The organism is Massilia norwichensis, from assembly GCF_024753245.1.
Classification (GTDB): Bacteria; Pseudomonadota; Gammaproteobacteria; order Burkholderiales; family Burkholderiaceae_D; genus Telluria; species Telluria norwichensis.
In genome coordinates, this window is record NZ_JANUGX010000002.1 from 24,391 (window position 1) to 43,499 (window position 19,109).

General features: G+C 66.0%; 17 protein-coding genes. 6 read left to right on the plus strand and 11 right to left on the minus strand.

All coding sequences use genetic code 11. From position 1 onward, the window contains the following. Window positions 1–253: 253 nt before the first annotated feature. From NX782_RS01870 to NX782_RS01885, 4 genes are read right to left on the minus strand one after another with little or no spacing between them, the layout of a single operon-like run. On the minus strand, window positions 254–1,393 hold the full coding sequence (locus NX782_RS01870; RefSeq protein WP_258843801.1) for an ABC transporter permease: 1,140 nt from the start codon (window positions 1,391–1,393) through the stop codon (window positions 254–256). Then, complete coding sequence (locus NX782_RS01875) at window positions 1,390–2,580, minus strand: ABC transporter permease (RefSeq protein WP_258843802.1); 1,191 nt, start codon at window positions 2,578–2,580, stop codon at window positions 1,390–1,392. Before NX782_RS01875 ends, NX782_RS01870 begins: the two co-directional genes overlap by 4 nt. Before the next feature lie 11 nt (window positions 2,581–2,591). Beyond that, the gene (locus NX782_RS01880; RefSeq protein WP_258843803.1) at window positions 2,592–3,569 is read right to left on the minus strand and encodes an HlyD family secretion protein; all 978 of its coding nucleotides are present in this window, start codon (window positions 3,567–3,569) and stop codon (window positions 2,592–2,594) included. 5 nt (window positions 3,570–3,574) lie between these two features. Further along, a complete protein-coding gene (locus NX782_RS01885; protein ID WP_258843804.1) occupies window positions 3,575–4,996 on the minus strand; it encodes a TolC family protein in 1,422 nt (473 codons plus the stop codon). A 415-nt stretch (window positions 4,997–5,411) separates the two neighbouring features. On the opposite strand from NX782_RS01885, the gene NX782_RS01890 reads away from it, so the two are divergent. Next, entirely contained in the window at window positions 5,412–5,789 is a 378-nt protein-coding gene (locus NX782_RS01890) for a COG4315 family predicted lipoprotein (protein ID WP_258843805.1), read from the plus strand. A gap of 37 nt (window positions 5,790–5,826) precedes the next feature. On the opposite strand, the gene NX782_RS01895 is transcribed toward NX782_RS01890, so the two are convergent. The 3 genes from NX782_RS01895 to NX782_RS01905 all read right to left on the minus strand — a co-directional run bounded on the left by NX782_RS01895 (window position 5,827) and on the right by NX782_RS01905 (window position 9,332). Then, the gene (locus tag NX782_RS01895) at window positions 5,827–6,510 is read right to left on the minus strand and encodes a hypothetical protein (protein WP_308632776.1); all 684 of its coding nucleotides are present in this window, start codon (window positions 6,508–6,510) and stop codon (window positions 5,827–5,829) included. Window positions 6,511–6,611: 101 nt separating this feature from the next. Beyond that, entirely contained in the window at window positions 6,612–8,129 is a 1,518-nt protein-coding gene (locus tag NX782_RS01900; protein ID WP_258843807.1) for a BCCT family transporter, read from the minus strand. A gap of 66 nt (window positions 8,130–8,195) precedes the next feature. After that, on the minus strand, window positions 8,196–9,332 hold the full coding sequence (locus NX782_RS01905; protein WP_258843808.1) for a branched-chain amino acid ABC transporter substrate-binding protein: 1,137 nt from the start codon (window positions 9,330–9,332) through the stop codon (window positions 8,196–8,198). A 61-nt stretch (window positions 9,333–9,393) separates the two neighbouring features. On the opposite strand from NX782_RS01905, the gene NX782_RS01910 reads away from it, so the two are divergent. Continuing rightward, window positions 9,394–9,570, plus strand: a complete 177-nt coding sequence (locus tag NX782_RS01910; RefSeq protein WP_258844049.1) for a DUF2256 domain-containing protein — start codon at window positions 9,394–9,396, stop codon at window positions 9,568–9,570. Window positions 9,571–9,721: 151 nt separating this feature from the next. Continuing rightward, window positions 9,722–10,708 carry a DUF4886 domain-containing protein gene (locus tag NX782_RS01915; protein WP_258843809.1) on the plus strand — a complete coding sequence of 329 codons (987 nt, stop codon included), beginning with the start codon at window positions 9,722–9,724 and terminating at the stop codon, window positions 10,706–10,708. Here the strand turns inward: NX782_RS01915 and NX782_RS01920 are convergent. The 3 genes from NX782_RS01920 to NX782_RS01930 form a co-directional block, all read right to left on the minus strand. Next, window positions 10,678–11,595: a LysR family transcriptional regulator gene (locus NX782_RS01920; protein ID WP_258843810.1), complete on the minus strand. Its 918-nt coding sequence runs from the start codon at window positions 11,593–11,595 to the stop codon at window positions 10,678–10,680. The two genes, NX782_RS01915 and NX782_RS01920, sit on opposite strands and share 31 nt — an antisense overlap. 51 nt (window positions 11,596–11,646) lie before the next feature. Then, entirely contained in the window at window positions 11,647–11,988 is a 342-nt protein-coding gene (locus tag NX782_RS01925; protein ID WP_258843811.1) for a CzcE family metal-binding protein, read from the minus strand. A 273-nt stretch (window positions 11,989–12,261) separates the two neighbouring features. Beyond that, window positions 12,262–14,340 carry a M13 family metallopeptidase gene (locus tag NX782_RS01930; RefSeq protein WP_258843812.1) on the minus strand — a complete coding sequence of 693 codons (2,079 nt, stop codon included), beginning with the start codon at window positions 14,338–14,340 and terminating at the stop codon, window positions 12,262–12,264. Window positions 14,341–14,605: 265 nt separating this feature from the next. On the opposite strand from NX782_RS01930, the gene NX782_RS01935 reads away from it, so the two are divergent. Then, window positions 14,606–15,385, plus strand: coding sequence for a CAP domain-containing protein (locus tag NX782_RS01935; protein WP_258843813.1), 780 nt, complete (start codon window positions 14,606–14,608; stop codon window positions 15,383–15,385). A 116-nt stretch (window positions 15,386–15,501) separates the two neighbouring features. Beyond that, on the plus strand, window positions 15,502–15,930 hold the full coding sequence (locus NX782_RS01940; protein ID WP_258843814.1) for an organic hydroperoxide resistance protein: 429 nt from the start codon (window positions 15,502–15,504) through the stop codon (window positions 15,928–15,930). Between the two features lies 1 nt (window position 15,931). Here NX782_RS01940 and NX782_RS01945 read toward each other — a convergent pair whose 3' ends face one another. After that, window positions 15,932–17,296, minus strand: a complete 1,365-nt coding sequence (locus tag NX782_RS01945; RefSeq protein ID WP_258843815.1) for an HD-GYP domain-containing protein — start codon at window positions 17,294–17,296, stop codon at window positions 15,932–15,934. A gap of 211 nt (window positions 17,297–17,507) precedes the next feature. On the opposite strand from NX782_RS01945, the gene NX782_RS01950 reads away from it, so the two are divergent. Then, window positions 17,508–18,962, plus strand: a complete 1,455-nt coding sequence (locus tag NX782_RS01950) for a catalase (RefSeq protein WP_258843816.1) — start codon at window positions 17,508–17,510, stop codon at window positions 18,960–18,962. The last annotated feature ends 147 nt before the right edge of the window (window positions 18,963–19,109 follow it).

The window sequence follows — 19,109 nt, forward strand, 5'->3', positions numbered from 1 at the left end:
GCAGCGCCGGTTGCTGCGCCGGCGCTGCTACTCAGACGACACTGTTCCACGGCGCCGACAAGCGCATCGCACAGTTAATCAGGCCTACCATCGAGTAAGTCTGCGGGAAATTCCCCCACATCTCGCCGGTGACCGGATGGGTGTCTTCGGACAGCAGGCCGAGGTGGTTCCGTGCCGAACAGCATAACAAGTTTCCATTGCATGCCGGCGCCGCCCAGGGCAAGCAGCGCGCTGCCGAGGCTACGGGCCCGATTCAGCACTTCGGCCTGCGCCGCCATTTGCGCAGCCCCAGCGCGATAAAGGCGATGGTCAGCGCCGCCAGCGCCAGCATCTCCTGGCCGACCTCGGCCAGCGACGCGCCCATCTGGTTGGTGGCGATAAAACCCTGGATCGCAGCGGTCGAGGGCAGCAGCCAGCGCAAGCCTTGCAGCGGCAGCGGCAAGGCGCTGGCCGGCCAGGCCAGGCCGGCCAGAAACAGGATCGGCATCGAACTGGCCACCAGCAGCTGCACGCTGCGCTCGCGGGTGCGAAAGAACAGCCCCATCCAGATGCCGAGCGCCGCCACGCACACGCTGTACAGCAGGGTCAGCGCCAGGCTCGCGCCCGGATTGCCGCCGCGCGGATAATCCTGGAACCAGAACACGAAGCCGAAAAACCAGGCGGCGTTGAGCACCACCACCAGAGAAAACGCGGCCAGCGCGCCGGCATACGCGGCAGTGCGCGGCGCGTACGGAAAGCGCCCTTCGCTGGCCCAGCTGCCGAACAGCAGGCCGATCCCCAGCAGGAAAGTCTGTTGCATCAAGAGCACCACCACGCCCGGCACGATATAGGAAGCGTAACCCTCGCGCACGTTGAACATCGGCAGCACCTCGACCGATACCGGCTGGCGCTGGGCCTCGGCCTGGCTTGCCGAGGGCGTGGCTGCGCCCAGGCGCTTCAGCTCGACCCCGGCCGACAGCGTGCCCACCACCTCGGCCAGTCCGTTCAGCACCACCTTGTTCAGCAGCGGGTAGGCGCCGAGACCGCCCACCTCCACTTCCGGCTGCCGGCCGGCCAGGATCTTGCGGCTGAAATCGCTGGGGATGATCATGACGCCGGCGGCTTCGCCGCGCCAGATCCAGTCCTGCGCCTGTTCGGGCCTGGTGGTGACGCCGGCCACCGCCAGGCCGGGATGGGCGCCGGTCCAGCGCACCAGCTGGCGCGACAGGGTGGAGTTGTCCTGGTCGACGATCGCCACCGGCACCCGGCGCACCGTCTCGCCGCTGTAGGGCAGCGGATAGAAGAAGGAGTAAATGATCCCGGAAATGAAGAACAGCAGCAGCGCCGCCTTGTCGCCCAGGATCGCGCGCCAGGTCTGGCCCCAGGCTTGCAAGGCGGCGTCGAGCGTCTTCATGTCCGGCCCCAGCTGCCGGGCTGGCGCACGCGCGTACGCAGGCGCAGGTAGGCGGCGGCGCCAAAGCCGACGGTAAACAATGCCAGCACCGCCAGCGCGCTGGTACTGTAGCGCAGCGGTGCGCCGCCCAGCCAGGTATTGTTCACCAGGCCCAGGAAGTGGGTCAGCGGCAGCGCCTCGGCCCAGGCCCGCGCCGCCACCGGCATCGCCCGCATCGGGAAGCCCTGGCCGGAAAAGGCGAAGGCCGGCGCGGTGATGAAGGCGCAAGCCGACAGTGCCGAGCGCAGCGAGCCGCTCCAGGCGACGACGCAGACGCCCAGGGCAAGGTAAGCCAGGATGAACAGAAGCGTACCGAGCGCCATCGCGAAAGCGCTGCCGAGGATCGGCCAGCCGAGCAGCGCGCCGAAAGCCAGCGTCACCAGCACCGCCTGCAGCAGGAACACCCCGAGCGGGATCGCCAGCTTGGCCAGCAGCGCCACCCCGAGACGGCCGTCGGCCGTGGCCAGCCATTCCGGCACGGTAGCATTGCGTAGCTCGCGTCCGACCGCAGTCAGCGCCGCCAGCGCCACGAAGATGTGCAGCAGGCTCCACACCGCCGGCAGCGCCAGCGAAGGCACGATGCTGCCGCTTTCGTTGAACAGTCCCATCGGCCGCGTGGCCACCGGTTCGAGCTGCTGCATGGCCTGCACGCCGGCGCTGCCGCGCTTGGCCCTGCCCTGCAGTTCGGCCCCCGCCGACAGGGTCGCCACCACGGCCCGCACGTCGCGCGTCATGGCGCCCGTGTGCGAGGGGTACTGGGCGTTGTAGGCCCAGCCCAGGGTGACGTGCTCGCCGCGCGACAGGCGCTCGCCCATGTGCTGCGGGATCGACAGGATGCCGAACACGCGCCCGGCGCGCAGCGCAGCCAGCGCGTCGGCATCGCTGGCAACGGGCAGCGGCTGCAGGCCCGGCGACTGGTCCAGCATCCGCAGCAGGCCGCGCGACTGGCTTGAGTAATCGAGGTCGCGCACTGCCAATGGCAACTCGCGTGCGATCCCGGCCGAAAAGATCCACCAGGTCAGCAGGTACAGCACCAGCGGAATCCAGCCCAGCATGGCCAGGTCCCAGCGGTCGGCGCGCAGGCGCGCCCACTCGCGAGCGAGCGAGGCCGACCAGAGAGAATGGAACCGGGATGCGGCGGCGGCCATGGCTCGCCCGTTCAGTGCTCGAACACCACCGTCATGCCCGGGCGCAGGCCCGGCACTGCGGCAGTCGGGCGCAGCCGCACCTCGAAGGTGCGCAGGTCGGTGCCGCCGGGGCTGGCCGCGCGCCAGGTGGCGAAAGCCGGCAGGGCCGACACCGCCGTCACCTTGAAGCGGGCGTGCGTCTTCAGCGCCGGAATGCCGGCTTCGTGCACCGTGTCCATGGCGAAGGCCTTGAACATGTCCTCGCGTACTGCCAGCACCGCCCACACGTCGTTCAGGTCGACCAGGGTCACCACCGGGAAGCCTTGCGGCGCCAGCTCGCCGGCCTGGATCGCCAGCTTGCTCACTTCGCCGGCGGCCGGGGCCAGGATACGGGTCTCGGCCAGTGCGGCGTCGGCCTCGGCCACGACGCCATCGACCTGGCGCGCCTGGGCCTGGGCGGCTTCCTTGTCCTCCTTGCGGGCGCCCTGGCGCGCGAGGTCGTACTGGGCCTTCGCGGCGCTCGCCAGTTCACGTGCCGACCGTGCCTGGGCCTGGGCCTCGTCGCCCTTCTGGCGCGCCAGCACACCCTCGGCCACCATCGATCCCACCCGTTGATAGGTTACCTCGGCCAGCCGGGCGCCGGCTTCGGCGCGCTCCCAATTCGCGCGCGCCGCGGCGATTTCCTCGGGCCGTGCCCCGGCCTGGGCCTTTTGCACGACGGCGCCGGCGGCCTCGCGCGCGGCCTGCGCCTGGGCCACCTTGGCGCGCACTTCCGGGCTGTCGAGTTCGAACAGCAGCTGGCCGCGGCTGACCGCCTGGCCCAGCTGCACATGGACCTGGCCCACCCGGCCCGGCACCTTCGACGACACATTGATTTCCTGGGCTTCGACCTGGCCCTGCAGCGCATCCGGCACTGGCTGCAGCGAACGATACAGCCCCCAGCCCAGCAGGCCGAGGACCAGGATGCCGGCGACCCCGGCCAGCGCGCGTTTGCGATTTGGGTTTGCCATTTTCTTCATTCCTTTTCCAGCTCGACCACGTAAGGCGCGCTGCGCGCCAGCTCGCCCAGCCGCTCCGGACTACCGGTCGTGCCGAGCAGGCGCGCCAGCGCCAGCACGTAGTCGTAGGCGGCCTGGGCCCGCTCGATTTCGGTCTTGGTGCGATTCAGCGAGGCGTCGTTGACGTCGGCGGTGGTGCCCTGGCCGTTCTTGAACGAAACCTGGGCCAGGCGCAGGGTTTCCTGCGCCAGTTCGATGGTCGAGGCCATCGCCAGGTAACGCTGGCGCGCGTCTTCCATGGCACGCCACTGGCTCTCGGCCAGGGTCGGGATGTCGCGTCCGGCCTGCTCGGCCGCGACCTCGACGCGCTGCTGCTCGAGGCGGGCGGCGGCGCCCAGCTTGCTGCGGTCGACCCGGTCGACCAGCGGCACGCTCAGCGCCACCCCCACCAGCCAGTTGGCACGCGCCGTGCCGCCGCGGTTCAGGTTGTAGTTGGCGACCCCGATCACGGTCGGACTGAAGGCCTGGCCCTGCAGCTTCAGGCTGGCGGCGGCCTGTGCGCGTTTGGCGTCGATCTGCTTCCACGCCGCATTCGAGGCCAGTGCGGCGTCGACGAAGGAGGCCAGCGAGCCGACCGCGCGCTCATGCACGAACAGCGGCGTGGCCGGCGCCACTGGCCGCTCTTCGGCCAGCATCCGGCGCAGCGCCAGCTCGGCCACCTCGAGATCACTGGCGGCCCTCGCGGCTTCACGTAAGGCGTTGTCGAGCGCGACGTCAGCCTTCAGGCGCTCGACCTTCGCAATCAAGCCGGTGCGCTCGAGCTTGCGCGCCATTTGCTGGTGTTCCTGCGCCACCGTCACCGCGGTGGCGCGCAAGCGGCTGGCCTTGCGCGCCAGTTGCACGCTGAAATAGCGCTGCGCCAGTTGCAGCGCGGCCTCGTCGCGGGCGCTCTGCAGCGCCGCGCCAGCTTCGTCGGCGCGGCCCACGGCGACATCCTTCAAGGCCTGCAGGCGGCCTGCGGTGTACAGCGGCCAGACCGAGCCCAGGCCCAGCGAGCGGACGTTGAACACGCGGTTCGCCTCGATGGTATCGGGGATCTCCGGCAAACTCAGGCCCGGCACTGGCGGCAACAGCTCCAGCACCGGCGCCAAGCCCGGCTCCAGCGCCTGCGTGATGCGGCTGGTGTCGACGCTGAGGCTGGTCGAAACGCGACCCGCAAAGCCGTTCAGGCGCAGGTCCGGACCATCGATGCGGCGCAAGGCCTCGGCCTGCAGCCGCCTGGCACGGTAGTCCAGATCGGCGCCCTGCACTGTGCCAGAGCGCGCAGCCAGTCGTTGCCAGGCCTGGTCGTAGTCGAGAGCGATACCGTCCTGGGCCATCGCTGATGCCGAACCCAGCAGCGCCGCCGCACCGGCGAGCATGAAGATGCGAAGCGTCATCGATTTCACCTTGCCCCCGCTGTCCATCGTGTGTTGTATTTACGTTCAATCATACTGCTGTTTTGCTGAGCTTGGCGGCACACGCGGACAGGCCGAAAAAAAACGGATGCACGCTCATCGCGCATCCGTTTTTCATCCTGCTGCCCGAGCGGCGCCTGCGCCGGTAGCGGATCAATGCATGAACATGTAAATCAGAACCAGAACGATTGCCGGAACGCCGAGGATCCATGCCAGGAAATATTTGCCCATGATCGTGCTCCTTTCAAGTTGTGCAATGAATACGGTTCCATGATGCCTTGAGCAGATGCCATTGTCCGTACGCTAATACACAAAGTGCGCCTGCGATTCATGGGAGGCCTACAATGGCCGGGCAGTTCAACCGGTTCACGCACTGAAGCTTTCACAGGAGACTCCCATGAAAACAGTCAGCCTTGGTTCTGCAATCCTGCTCGGCCTATTCTCGCTGTCCGCCCTCGCCGCCGATCCGGTCGTTCCGGTCAAGAAGACCAACGGCATGCTGGTCGACTCGAAAGGGATGACGGTCTACACCTTCGACAAGGACACGCCCAACAGCGGCAAGAGCGCCTGCACCGGCACCTGCGCGCAGAACTGGCCGCCGGTCCAGGCCGGTGACGTGCCGCTGCCCGCCCCCTACTCCTTCGTCACGCGCGATGACGGCAACCGCCAGCTCGCGTATCAGGGCAAGCCGCTGTACACCTTCGTGAAGGACAAGAAACCGGGCGACAAGACCGGCGATAAAGCCATGAACGTGTGGCACGTGGTGACCGACTGAGCCGGGTTTGAGCGCGGGCTGAGCACCGGCTGCGCGTTCAGCCGGCGTGATCGCGATCGGCATGGCCGCTTCCGAGCCCCATGCCGAGTCCCATGCCCATGCCGCCGCCGGCATCGGCACCACCGCCTCCGCCGCCACCTTTTCCGCCACCGCCGCCGCCACCCTCGCCGCGGCCGCCGCTTTTGCCGCCGCCGCCCTGGGTCCGGGTCGGACCCTGCAGCGGGATCGCAACGTCCTTCGGCATCGGGTCCAGGTCGAGCGCTTCGCGGATGAAGTCGCGCAGCGAGACGACCAGCTCGGCCGTGTGGATCGGGCGCCCGGCCGCCATGTCGCTGGCGGCCTGTCCGGCCAGCCGGCAGTGCTCTTCGGTGCCGAGCAGCAGGATGTCGGCCAGCGCCGCCTCGACGGCGTCGCGGATGCGCCGTGCGCGGTCGGAGTTGGCGGCAGCAGCCGGAGCCGCCTCCCCTGGCGCGGCCGGCGCTGCCGCGCGCAGTTCGCGCAGATGGGTCGGGTCGACCGTCAGTTCGCCGGTAAAGGAACCACCCAGCGTTTTATAGGCCGCGATCAGGGTCCGCAGCCGTTCGTTGATCTGGCGGTTCATGCGCTCCCTGCGTTGCTGGATGGTCTGCATCATCAGCACGCGGATGCCGACCCCCAGCAGGGTGAACACGGCAAGGCTCATCAGCGTGCTGAACACACCCTGCCAGGAACTGAAATCCATGTAGCGCACAGGCACCTCGAACGGCAATCTCGACACTGCCAGTGTAGCGGGATCGCGTGTCCGGCAACGTACGCCGCCGAACGCCCGGCAGCATGCCGAGGCTAGCGCGCCGCCATCTCGCGCAGGCGCTTGCGCATCTCGCGCTCGTGCCGCTGCTGCGCGGCCCAGTCCTCGCGCATGGCGCGCCACAGCGACAGCACCATCAGCACGATCACCGCCGTCAGCGGCAGGGCGAACACGATGGTCGCGGTCTGCACCGCCTGCAGACCGCCGGCCAGCAGCAGGCTGATGGCGATGCCCGCCACCAGCACGCCCCAGACGATCTTGACGCGGTTCGGCGGATTCGGGTTGCCGCCGCTGCTCATCATGCCGAGCACCAGCACCGCCGAGTCGCCGGAGGTGACGAAGAACACCAGCACCAGCAGGGTCGCGACGGCCGACATCGCCAGGCCGAAGGGCATCGCGCTGAACATCGCGAACAGGCCGGTCGCGACCTCGTTCTTGACCGCCGCCGCGATCGGCACGTGCTGCCAGATCTGCATCGTCAGCGCGCTGCCGCCGAAGATCGAGAACCACAGGAAGGCCACCAGCGAGGGTGCCAGCACGGTGCCGACGATGAATTCGCGGATCGTGCGCCCGCGCGAAACGCGCGCGATGAACAGGCCGACAAAGGGCGACCACGAAATCCACCAGGCCCAGTAAAAGATGGTCCAGGTGCCGACCCAGTTACTGTCGCGGAAAGGCGTGGCCCGCAGGCTCATCCTGACGAAATCGTTCAGGTAGCTGCCCAGCGTATTGCTGAAGGTGTCGATGATCGCCACCGTCGGTCCGAAGATGAACACGGCCAGCGCCAGCAGGCCCGCCAGCACCATGTTGAAGTTGGACAGCAGCTTGACGCCCTTCTCGACCCCGCTCACCGCCGAGGTCACGAAGATGGCGGTGGTGACGACGATGATGGCCACCTGCCAGCGCGGGTTGACGTCGATCCCGAACACCGCCTGCAGGCCGCCGTTGATCTGCAGCGCGCCCATGCCGAGCGAAGCGGCGACGCCGAACGCGGTCGCGACCACCGCCAGGCCGTTGAACAGGCCGGACATCGAGCGCACCGCGCGCCAGGGCAAGGCGCTGGTGGCGGTGCTGATCAGGGCGTCGCCGTTGCGGCGGTACTGGAAGAAGGCGATCGCCAGCGCGACGATGCCGTACACCGCCCAGGGATGCAGGCCCCAATGGAAGAACACGTAGCGCATCGCGGCGTTGGCCGCCTCCGGCGTGCCGGACTGGATGCCGGGCGGCGCCGTGACGTAGTGCGAGATCGGCTCGGCCACGCCCCAGAACACCAGGCCGATGCCCATGCCGGCTGCGAACAGCATCGCGAACCAGCTGCCGGCCGAAAACTCGGGTTCCTCGTCTTCGCCGCCGAGCTTGAGGTTGCCGTAGCGGCTGAAGGCGACGAAGGCGGCGAACACGACCAGGCCGAGCACGACCCACAGGTAGAGCCAGCCGAAATTACGGTTCAGCGACGCCAGCACGTCGTTGAAGATGGACGCCATATTGTCCGGCGCCAGGATGCCCCACAGGACGACAAGCAGGATGAATCCCGCGGATAAAACCATTTGCATTGAGAGTCCTCTTTACTTCGAGAACCCTCAATTATATTCCTACAAATGTATTTGCGTCGTCCTTGCCTAACGAACAACTTGTAGCTTGACCTGCTTGCCCTCGCGGTAGGTGTAGAGCGTCAGGGCGGCATTGCGCAGGTCGCCGCTGGGGTCGAAGGCGATATCGCCGGTGACGCCGTGGTAGCTGATCTTCGCCAGCGCCGGCAGGAATTTGGCCGGGTCGGTCGAATTCGCCTGCTGCATCGCCTGGGCAAAGACCATGGTCGCGTCGTAGGCGTAAGGCGCGTAGGTCTGCAGCGGAATCTTGTAACGCTGGCGGTAGCGCTCGGCAAAGGCGGCGGCCGCCTTTTCTTCTTCGGCGCTGCTGACGCCGCCGGCCACCACGCAGATCACCTTGTCGCTGCCGAGCGCATCGCCGGCCAATTGCGGCAGCTTTTCCGAGCACACGCCATCGCCGGAGACGAATTTCGCGTTGATGCCGAGTGCTTTCATTTGCTTGAGCATGGGGCCGGCCACCGCGTCCATGCCGCCATAGAAGATCACGTCCGGCTGGCGGGCGCGGATCTGGGTGAGGATGGCGTTGAAGTCGGTCGCCTTGTCGTTGGTGAACTGGCGGCTGACCAGCTGGGCGCCGCCGACTGCCTTGACGCCTTTCGTGAATTCGTCGGCCAGGCCCTGGCCGAAGGCGGTGCGGTCGTCGATCACCGCGATCTTTTTCGCCTTGAGCGTCCTGATCGCATACGCAGCCAGGGTCTTGCCGACCAGGCTGTCGCTGGCGACCACGCGGAAGGCCGTCTTGTAGCCTTGCCGGGTGTACAGCGGCGTGGTCGCGGCCGGCGAGATCTGCGGGATGCCGGCGCTGTTGTAGATCTTCGAGGCCGGTACCGTGGTGCCCGAATTCAGGTGGCCGACCACCGCCACCACCTTGTCGTCGACCAGCTTCTGCGCCGCCGCCGTGCCCATCTTCGGGTCGGCGCCGTCGTCCTCGGCCTGCAGCACGAACTGGATCTTGCGGCCGCCGATGCTGACGCCTTTCGCGTTGAGGTCGTCGATGGCCATGCGGGCGCCGTTCTCGATGTCCTTGCCCTGGTGGGCGCCGGTGCCGGACAGCGGCGAGGCACTGCCGATCTTGACGGTCAGCGGCGCCTGGGCCTGGGCCAGAGGGGTGAGCAGGAGCAACAGCGGAATCAGGGTCGAACGCATGGATTTTCCTTTCCTTGGATGCCTGATTGTAATGCGCTGGCGCGCCCTCACCTGTCCCGCCATGAAGATGCGCAAGAAAGCCGACCTGCCGGTCAAGACCTGCGCCCATTGCGGCCTGCCCTTCAGCTGGCGCAAGAAGTGGGAGCGCGACTGGGACCAGGTCAGATATTGTTCGGAACGCTGTCGGCGTAGCGCCAAGCCGATGCGTGACGAGGAAGCTGATCCGCCAGGAAATTAATTGTAAAATGGAAATGTCGGCGAATTTTACACTTCAACTGCTGAGCGATAGGGAAAATATGCAACAAGCCTGATTTCATTAGAAAAATATGAAGGCGGCATAATTATTGCTACTTCGCTAATATAGACCAACCAGAGATAAAGGCGAACCCATGCGATTCCATTTCTCCCTCAGCCGCCCCGCCCTCGCCCTGGCTGCCGCCTGCACGCTGGCATGTGCAGCCGCACCGGCATCGGCAACCGCCATCCTGTTCATCGGCAACAGCTTTACCTATGGCGACCCGGCCGGCGCCGCACCGACCGTGCAGAACTACCGCCCCAACACGGTAACGGACCTGAACGGCACCGGCATCGGCGGCGTGCCCGCCCTGTTCAAGGCCTTTACGGAGCAGGCGGGCCTGCACTACGACGTCAGCCTGGAAACCTCGCCCGGCAAGGGTGTGGACTGGCATTACATCAACAAGCTCGGCACCATCGCCAAACCTTTCGACACCGTCCTGCTGCAGAGCTACAGCACGCTCGACGCCTCGAAACCCGGCGATCCGGCCACGCTGATCAAGTATTCCGGCCTGCTGGCGCAAGCCTTCCACGACCAGAATCCGAACGTCGACGTGCGCCTGACCTCGACCTGGTCGCGCGCCGACCAGACTTATAAACCGGGCGGCGCCTGGTACGGCAAACCGATCGAACAGATGGCGCTGGACGTGCGCGCCGGCTACGACAAGGCGGACCAGGCCTCGAACCTGATCAGCGACGTGATCCCGGTCGGCGAAGCCTGGAACCGTGCGTTCGCCAGCGGCCTGGCCGACGTCAATCCCTTCGACAACACGGTCACCGGCATCGATCTGTGGGCGCCGGACGCCTACCACGCCAGTTCCTATGGCTACTATCTGGAAGCGCTGACCATCTTCGGCAACGTCACTGGCCTCGACCCGCGTTCGCTGGGCGCCAACGAATACGTGGCGCGCGACCTCGGCATCGATCCGAAGATCGCGGCATCCCTGCAGTCGCTGGCCGCGGCCCAGCTGCAGGCCGAAGTGCCGGAGCCAAGCATGGCGCTGACCTTCGCCAGCATGGGCGGACTGATGCTGCTGGCGCGCCGCCGCCGTCAGGCTTCCCGGGCGTCGTCCGTGAAGTAAGCCATGTCGCGCTCGATGGCCGGCGGCAGTTCTTCCTTCAGCAGGTCGATCCAGGCGCGGGTCTTGGCGTCCACGAAACGGCCCGAGGGCAAGAGCGCGAAAATGCCGATCTCGGGTGAGCGCCAGCCGGGCAGTACCTGGGCCAGCCTGCCGCTGCGCAGGCCGTCGACCACGCTGTAGGCCGGCAGCAGCGCAATGCCCAGTCCGTGCAGCGCGCCGTCCAGCAGCACCTCGGCGGTATTGCCGATCAGCGGGCCTTCGGGGTCGAAGGTGAGGTGTTCGTCGCCGCGGTCGAGCTGCCAGCAGGCGCTGAACGAGGAATTCACCAGGCGCAGGCAGGTGTGCCGGGCCAGGTCGTGCGGATGCTGGGGCTGGCCGCGTTGCGCCAGGTAGTCCGGGGCCGCGCACAGCACCGAGAACATGCGGCCCAGCTTGAGTGCAACCAGGGCCGAATCGGGCAGGTATTGCGCCAGGTAGATGCTGACGTCGATGCCTTCCGCCAGCAGGTCGGGCGGGCTCTGCGACGAGCTGTATTCGACCGTCACCCGCGGGTTGGCCGCGCAAAAGCTGCTGACCAGGGGCGTGACGTAGCGGTTGCCGAAGGTCGCCATGCTCATCAGGCGCAAGCGGCCGGACAGCGCATGCCCGGCGCCGCCGGCCTCCCCTTCGGCCTGGGCGACCATGTCGAGGATGGCCTTGCAGTGCGCGGCGTAGCGCTCGCCGGCACTGGTGGCGACGATGCGCCGGGTACTACGGTGCAGCAGTTTGGCCTGCAGCCGGTTTTCCAGCAGCGTGACCAGGCGCGAAACCTGCGCCTTGGACATGCCCATGTGGTCGGCGGCGGCCGTGAAGCTGCCGCCGTCCATCACATGCACGAACGCGTTCATTGCATGCAGTAGTCCGTAATCGAGATCCTTGCGCATAGCGCGCAATGTTACTCAATTATTCTGGTAGAGCGGGTTATCCGACACGTAAACCACGACACGGTGGGTCAGCAGGCCCGAGGGCGCGATCTGCTGCAGGTCGAACGGCACCACATGGGCGCTGCCGTTCTGGAAGTTCCAGCTGAAGGAACGCTCGCCAACGACGAAGCGCACGGTCGAGCCGCCGGTGACGTTGAGGTGGCGGGTCGCGTCGGTAATGACGATGACCTGGTCGACCGGCGTCGAAGCCGACACGGCCTTGCCGCGCAAATCGGACGGCTGGACGGCGGCCAGCGCGGTGCCGGCCAGGCCCAGGGTCATGGCGGTGAGGAGAGGAAGAAGCAGCTTGGTTTTCATCTTGTTTTTCCGTTCAGGGTGCGCGGCGCCGCCACCGCGCCGCGCGTTGTTCTGGTGTGCCACCTGGCGACGGTGGCACGTCAGTCGCCTTGTTGTGAGCGTTTTGCTGACAGGGAAATGATAATTTCCACTTCCAATCGGAAAAATAGCGCTACAGGGGATTGTTTGTTACGTCTGGCGTAACAATGAAAAAAGCCAGCCCGAAGGCTGGCTTTGTTTGGCTGAAGGCGCCCGGCACCGGTTCCCGCTTGCGCGGGAACGACGGCTGGCGGCTTACCAGAAAATCACACGGTCTTCCGGCGCCAGGTACATCTTGTCGCCCGGCTTGACGTCGAAGGCTTCGTAATAACCCGGGTGATTGCGCAGGCTGCCGTTCACGCGGAACTCGGCCGGCGAGTGCGGGTCCGACTTCACCTGGGCGATCAGGGCGGCGTCACGGGCCTTGCCGCGGCGTGCCTGGGCCAGGCCCATGAAGATGCGCTGCTCGGCGGTGTAGCCGTCGATGACCGGTGCCGGCTTGCCCTTCAGCGAGATCTTGTAGGCGCGGCTGGCCATGATCGCGCCGGCGTTGTCGGCAATGTTCTCGCCCAGCGTCAGTTCGCCGTTCAGGTGGTAACCCTCGACCGGGCTGTAGGACGCGTACTGGGACACCAGCACCTTGCCCTTGGCCGCGAACTTCTCGCCGTCTTCCTTGGTCCACCAGTTGCGCAGGTTGCCGTCGCCGTCGTACTGCGAGCCCTGGTCGTCGAAGGCGTGGCTGATCTCGTGGCCGATCGAGATGCCGACCGCGCCGTAGTTGATCGCCGGTTCGGCGTCCGCATCGTACAGCGGCGCCTGCAGGCGCGCGGCCGGGAACACGACTTCGTTCATCTCCGGGCTGTAGTAGGCGTTCACCGTCTGCGGGGTCATGTGCCACTCGCCGCGGTCGACCGGCTTGCCCAGCTTGTTCACGCCGTACAGGTGGCCGAACTCGCGCGCGCGCATCACGTTGCCGACCAGGTCGTCACGCTTGACGGCAAGCGACGAATAATCGCGCCACTTGTCCGGGTAGCCGACCTTGACCGAGATCTTTGCCAGCTTGGCCTGGGCCTGCTTCTTGGTATCAGGGCTCATCCAGTCCAGGGTCTCGATGCGTTCCTTGTAGGCCAGCAGGAAGTTGTGCACCATCTCCTCGACCTGCTTCTTGCGCTCGGCCGGGAAGTAGTTCTGCACATACACCTTGCCCACCACTTCGCCCAGGTCGCGGTTGACTTCGGCAATCGCGCGCTTGTCCAGCGGACGGTTGACCTTGGCGCCGCTCAGCACGGTGCCGCGGAAGGCGAAGCTCTCGTCGACGAAAGGCTGCGACAGGTAAGGCGCGTAGGCGCTGATCAGGCGGAAGGTGAAATAGGACTTCCAGGTCTCGACCGGGGTCGCGGCGATGATCCTGTCCAGGCCTTGCAGGTAGGACGGCTGGCTGACGATCACATCATTGGCCTTGCCGGCAACGCCGCAATCCTTCAGGTAGGTGGCCCAGTCGAAGCCCGGCGCCAGCTTGGCCAGCTCGGCGGCCTTCATCTTGTTGTAGCCCTTGACCGGATCGCGGTTCTCGACGGCGCTCCACTGCACCTTGGCGATCTCGGTTTCCAGCGCCACGATGGCTTGCGCTTCTTTCGCCGCGTCCTTGTGGCCGGCCAGGCTCAGCATCTTCTCGACGTGGGCCAGGTACTTGGCGCGGGTGTCCTTCAGGCGGGCTTCGTCCTGCAGATAAAAATCGCGGTTGGGCATGCCCAGGCCAGACTGCGAGATGTCGACAATGTAGCGGGTCGAATCCTTGTTGTCCTGGTGGACGCCCATGTTGACCGGCGAACCGGCGCCGATGCGTTCGAAGCGCGCGGCCACCTTGGCCAGCGACTTCTTGTCCTTCAGGGCGTCGATGCGCGCCAGTTCGCTCTTCAACGGCGCCAGGCCGAGCTGGTTACGGCGCGCTTCGTCGATGTAGCTGGCGTAGAAATCGCCCATCTTCTGGGTATCCGAACCGGCTTTCGCGTTCTTGTCGTTGGCGGCCTGCTCGATCAGGGTGCGGATCTGGGTCTCGACATTGTCGGCGGCGATGTTGAAGGCGCCCCAGCTGGAGCGGTCGTTCGGGATATCGACGTCCTTCAGCCACTTGCCTTGCGAGTAGCGGAAGAAGTCGTCCTGCGGGCGTACCGCGCTGTCCATTGCGCCGGTGTCGACACCGGAACGGGCACTGCCGGCAGTTGCGCTGGTGGCGCTCGATGCGTCCGCCGCCGGGTGGGCGACGGCTGCGCCGGTGTGGGCAAAGCCGGCGAACAGGCCCGCGATCAGGGCGCTGCACAGGGTACGCTTCATTGTGTTGTCTCCATGGATGAATCTGGTGAATCGGATCGTTGATCCTAATTTAAACTTTGCCCAATGCCAAGGTTTCATCATGGTTTTCGCATATGCATGTGTTGCGCAACCGCTTGATTTCCAGGCTGCCGGCCCCATGTCGTGAGAAGCATCTCTTCCGAACACCCACCCATATTCCATGTCCTCGACTTCCCGACTGCTGGCCGCTGCGCTCGCCTGCGCCGCCGTGGCCGCGCCGCCTGCGTTTGCACGCCAGAATAAGCAAATGAGCGATGAACTCGCCGGCCTGATCAACGCCTACCGCAGTGCGCCCGGCACCTGCGCGGGCCGGCCCGCCCTGCCCGCCGAACCGCTGACCAGCGAGCGCGTGCTCGCCAGCGTGCACATCGGCGCCGGCACCTTCCTGGAATCGGCATTGAAACAGGCCGGCTACCGCTCCGACCTCGCGGAGATGATCTCGGTGACCGGGCCGGACAACGCGCAGGCGGCGATGGCGGCGATCCGCGACAAGTACTGCGGCCGCATCCTGAGCAGCGAATTCTCGGCGGTCGGCACGGCGCGCTTCGGCAACGAGTGGCAGGTGATTCTTGCCCACCCGCTGGTCTTCCCCACCCTGCCCGAGCCAGGCCAGCTGAGCCAGGAACTGGTGGCCCTGGTCAACCAGGCGCGCGCCACCCCGCGCACCTGCGGCACCCAATCCTTCGGCGCGGCGCCGCCCATCGTCTGGAACGAGACCCTGTCCCAGGCCGCGCTCGGTCACAGCCAGGACATGGCGAGCAAGCGTTACTTCAGCCACAAGGAGCCGGGCGGCAGCGACCCGGCCGCGCGCGCCACCCGCGCCGGCTACCGCTGGACCCAGATCAGCGAGAACATCGCTGCCGGCCAGCATTCGGTGAAGGAGGCGATGGCGGGCTGGCTGGACAGCCCGGGCCACTGCGCCAACATCATGAATCCGGCCGTCACGGAGATGGGCGCGGCCTGGGCGGTGAACCCGGCCAACGAGAACCGCACGCCTTACTGGACCCAGATGTTCGGCCGGCCATGAAACCCTGTCATCATTTCGGGCTATCGTCCCGATTGCGCCAATTAGATAGCGCGCTATTTAATTTTGCGCTATGATTCATCCATCGAAGCACCAACCACTCATGAAAGGGTAACGCGATGACCACCAAACTCGACAAAGTCCTGTACACCGCCAAGGCACACACCACCGGCGGCCGCGACGGCCGTTCGACCACCGACGACAATCTGCTGGACGTGCGCCTGGCGCCGCCGAAGGAAATGGGCGGCAAGGGTGATGCGACCAATCCGGAACAGCTGTTCGCCGCCGGTTACTCGGCCTGCTTCATGGGTGCGATGAAATTTGTCGCCGGCCAGAAGAAAATCGCGGTGCCGGCCGACGCGGCCATCGACGCCAGCGTCTCGATCGGCCCGATCCCGGCCGGTTTCGGCCTGGCCGTGGAACTGGCGGTGAGCCTGCCGGGCATGGACCGCGCGCAGGCGCAGGAACTGGTGGAAGCCGCGCACGGCGTCTGCCCGTACTCGAACGCCACCCGCGGCAATATCGACGTCACCCTGACCGTGGTGTAAATCAGACCAGAGGCACTCGCTCCACCGCCCGCACCAGGGCGTCGTAACAGTCCGGATCGAGTGCCGTCCCCACCGTTTTCTGCATCATCTCCAGCGCCTGCGGAATCGGGATCGCGCCGCGGTAGGGGCGTGCAGCCGTGATCGCGTCGAAGATGTCGGCGGTCGTGATGATGCGCGTCTCGATCCGGATGTCGTCCGCCGCCAGGCCGCGCGGGTAACCGCTGCCGTCCAGGCGCTCGTGGTGCGCGCCGGCGATCGCGGCCAGTTCGCGAAAGGCGCCGATGCGCCCGAGGATGGTTTCCGTGAATGCCGCATGCAGCTTGACGGCATCCCACTCGGCGCGGTCGAGCGCGCCCGCCTTGTCCAGTACGCTATTGCTGACGCCCAGCTTGCCGACATCGTGCAGCAGCGCGCCGCGCTTGAGCCAGCGCCGCCTTTCCATCGTCAAGCCCAGGGACTCGGCGATCATGTCGGTGTACAGCGCCACCCGCGCGCTGTGGCCGCTCGTGTAGGGGCTCTTGGCATCGACCACCTGGCCGAAGGCGGCGGCGATGTCGTCGAGGTAGTCATCGTCCAGCAGATGCTGCTGCCCTGCCCCGGCCGGCAGCAGGCCCACCACCGCCTCGTCGATGCGCGCCGAGGCCAGCGTGTCCCAGAACGCGCCGGACTCCGCCACCGTTTCGAAGGCCTGCACCAGCATCGGATCGAACCACTGCCCCGAGCGCGCCCGCATTTCCTTCAACGCCCCGGCCCGCCCGCTCGCGGTATGGAAGACATCGATCACCTGGGCCAGCAGAGCGATGCGCGCATACAGCGGAATCGCCTCCCCGGCCAGCCGCTCCGGCTTGCCATTGCCGTTGAAGTGTTCGTCCAGCGAATAAATCCCCTCGGCCACGCCTTCCGGAAAGCGCAACAGGCGCGCGATCTCGGCGCCGCGCTGGCAGCGCGTGGCGACCAGCTCGCGCGCGATTTCCGGCCCCTCGCGCAGGATCGTCATCACGCTGCGGAAGCGTTGCGCCAGGCCCGCCTTCAGACCGGTGTGCTTGAGCACGAAGCCCAGCACCTGCGGCAGGCTGTCGCCGACGGTCTTGTAGTCGCGCTTGAAGTCCAGGTCATCGGTCAGGTAGAGCTCGCAGATGCGCGCGGCATTGCTGCTGCAGCCCAGGTCCTTCAGCAGCAGCGTGTAATACAGCTCCCACAAGCGCGCGTCGTGCAGGCCGAGCTCGCGGCCGATGTGCATGCCGATCCAGCACGCGCGCAAGCAATGGCCGGGCGGCTGGCCCTCGGTGATGTCGAGGGCATAGCTGAGCGAAGCGATCAATTCCGACAGTTTCAGCTCGGTGGCGGGCAGGATTTCGGCCTTCATATGCAACACGGGTCAATCCCGAAGAAAATTTGATGATTTAACGCAATATCGTACTGTCTTTACAGCGCTGGGTCAGCATTTATTTTCCCTATGGAAGAGATATAAATAGATAGTTTGCACAAATGACCGGCCCGGCTTACCATGGCCGCGAACTAGAAAATCTATCAAATTTAAAAATTCGATAGCCAATAACTTTCATCAGGAAGCAGCCATGACCGATCTCACTACCGCCTCCGGCATCCCCGTCACCGACAACCAGAATTCGATCACCGCCGGTCCGCGCGGTCCGGTCCTGCTGCAGGACTTCCACCTGATCGAAAAGCTCCAGCACTTCAACCGCGAGCGCATCCCCGAGCGCGTGGTCCACGCCAAGGGCTCGGGCGCCTACGGCACCTTCACCGTCACCCACGACATCGGCAGGTACACCAAGGCGAAGCTGTTCAACGCCATCGGCAAGCAAACCGAGACCTTCCTGCGCTTCTCGACCGTCGGCGGCGAAAAGGGCTCGGCCGACACCGAACGCGACCCGCGCGGCTTCGCCCTGCGCTTCTATACGGAAGAAGGCAACTGGGACCTGGTCGGCAACAACACCCCGACCTTCTTCCTGAAAGACGGCATCAAGTTCCCCGACTTCATCCACACCCAGAAGCGCGATCCGCAGACCAACCTGAAATCCGCCCAGATGATGTGGGACTTCTGGAGCCGCGCCCCGGAAAGCCTGCACCAGGTAACGATCCTGTTCTCGGACCGCGGCACCCCGGACGGCTACCGCCACATGGACGGCTTCGGCAGCCACACCTATAGCCTGATCAATGAAGACGGCCAGCGGGTCTGGGTCAAGTGGCACTTCAAGACCCTGCAGGGCATCAAGAACCTGCCCGCGGCAGAGGCGGTACGCCTGGCCGGCACCGACCCGGACTACGCCCAGCGCGACCTGTTCAATGCGATTGCCAAAGGCGACTTCCCGCGCTGGAGCGTCGAGATCCAGGTGATGGACGACGAACAGCGCGCCGCCTGGGAAGCGAAAACCGGCTGGGATGCCTTCGACCTCACGAAAGTATGGCCGCAGGGCGAGTTCCCGCGCATCCCGGTCGGCCTCCTGGAACTGAACCGCAATCCGGACAACTACCACCAGGATGTCGAACAGGCCGCGCTGTCGCCGTCGAACATCGTGCCGGGCATGGGCTACAGCCCGGACAAGATGCTGCAGGCACGCCTGTTCGCCTACCACGACGCCCAGCTCTACCGCGTCGGCACCAACCACCAGCACCTGCCGGTGAACCGCCCGCGCTGCCCCTTCCACAACCAGCAGCGCGACGGCGCGATGGCGATCGCCAACGGCGGCGCGGCTGCGAACTATGACCCGGTGCGTGCAAGCATGCCGGCAGCCGGCGGCTTCGGCCACGGCGACGCCGGCTGGCAGCTCGAAGGCGTCGCCGGACGCTACGACACCCGCGCCACCGACGACCATTACACCCAGGCCGGCAACCTGTTCCGCCTGTTGAGCGAGGATGGCAAGCGCAACCTGATCGCCAACATCGCCGGCAGCCTGAGCCAGGCCGATGCCGCGATCCAGGACCGCCAGATCGGCCACTTCCTGCGTGCCGATCCGGCGTACGGCCACGGCGTGGCCGAGGCGATCTACGCGCTGGGCAACAAGGCCTGAATTCAGCGTCTGCAGTAACCGAAACGGGATGGTTCGCCATCCCGTTTTTTTTCGTATATTCCTGTAGGAAATATCACAGAAAATCACCTAAGCCATTCTTTTTAAAGAAGTTCTGGACTGTATTGATGGGCTGAGAGATAGTTCCTT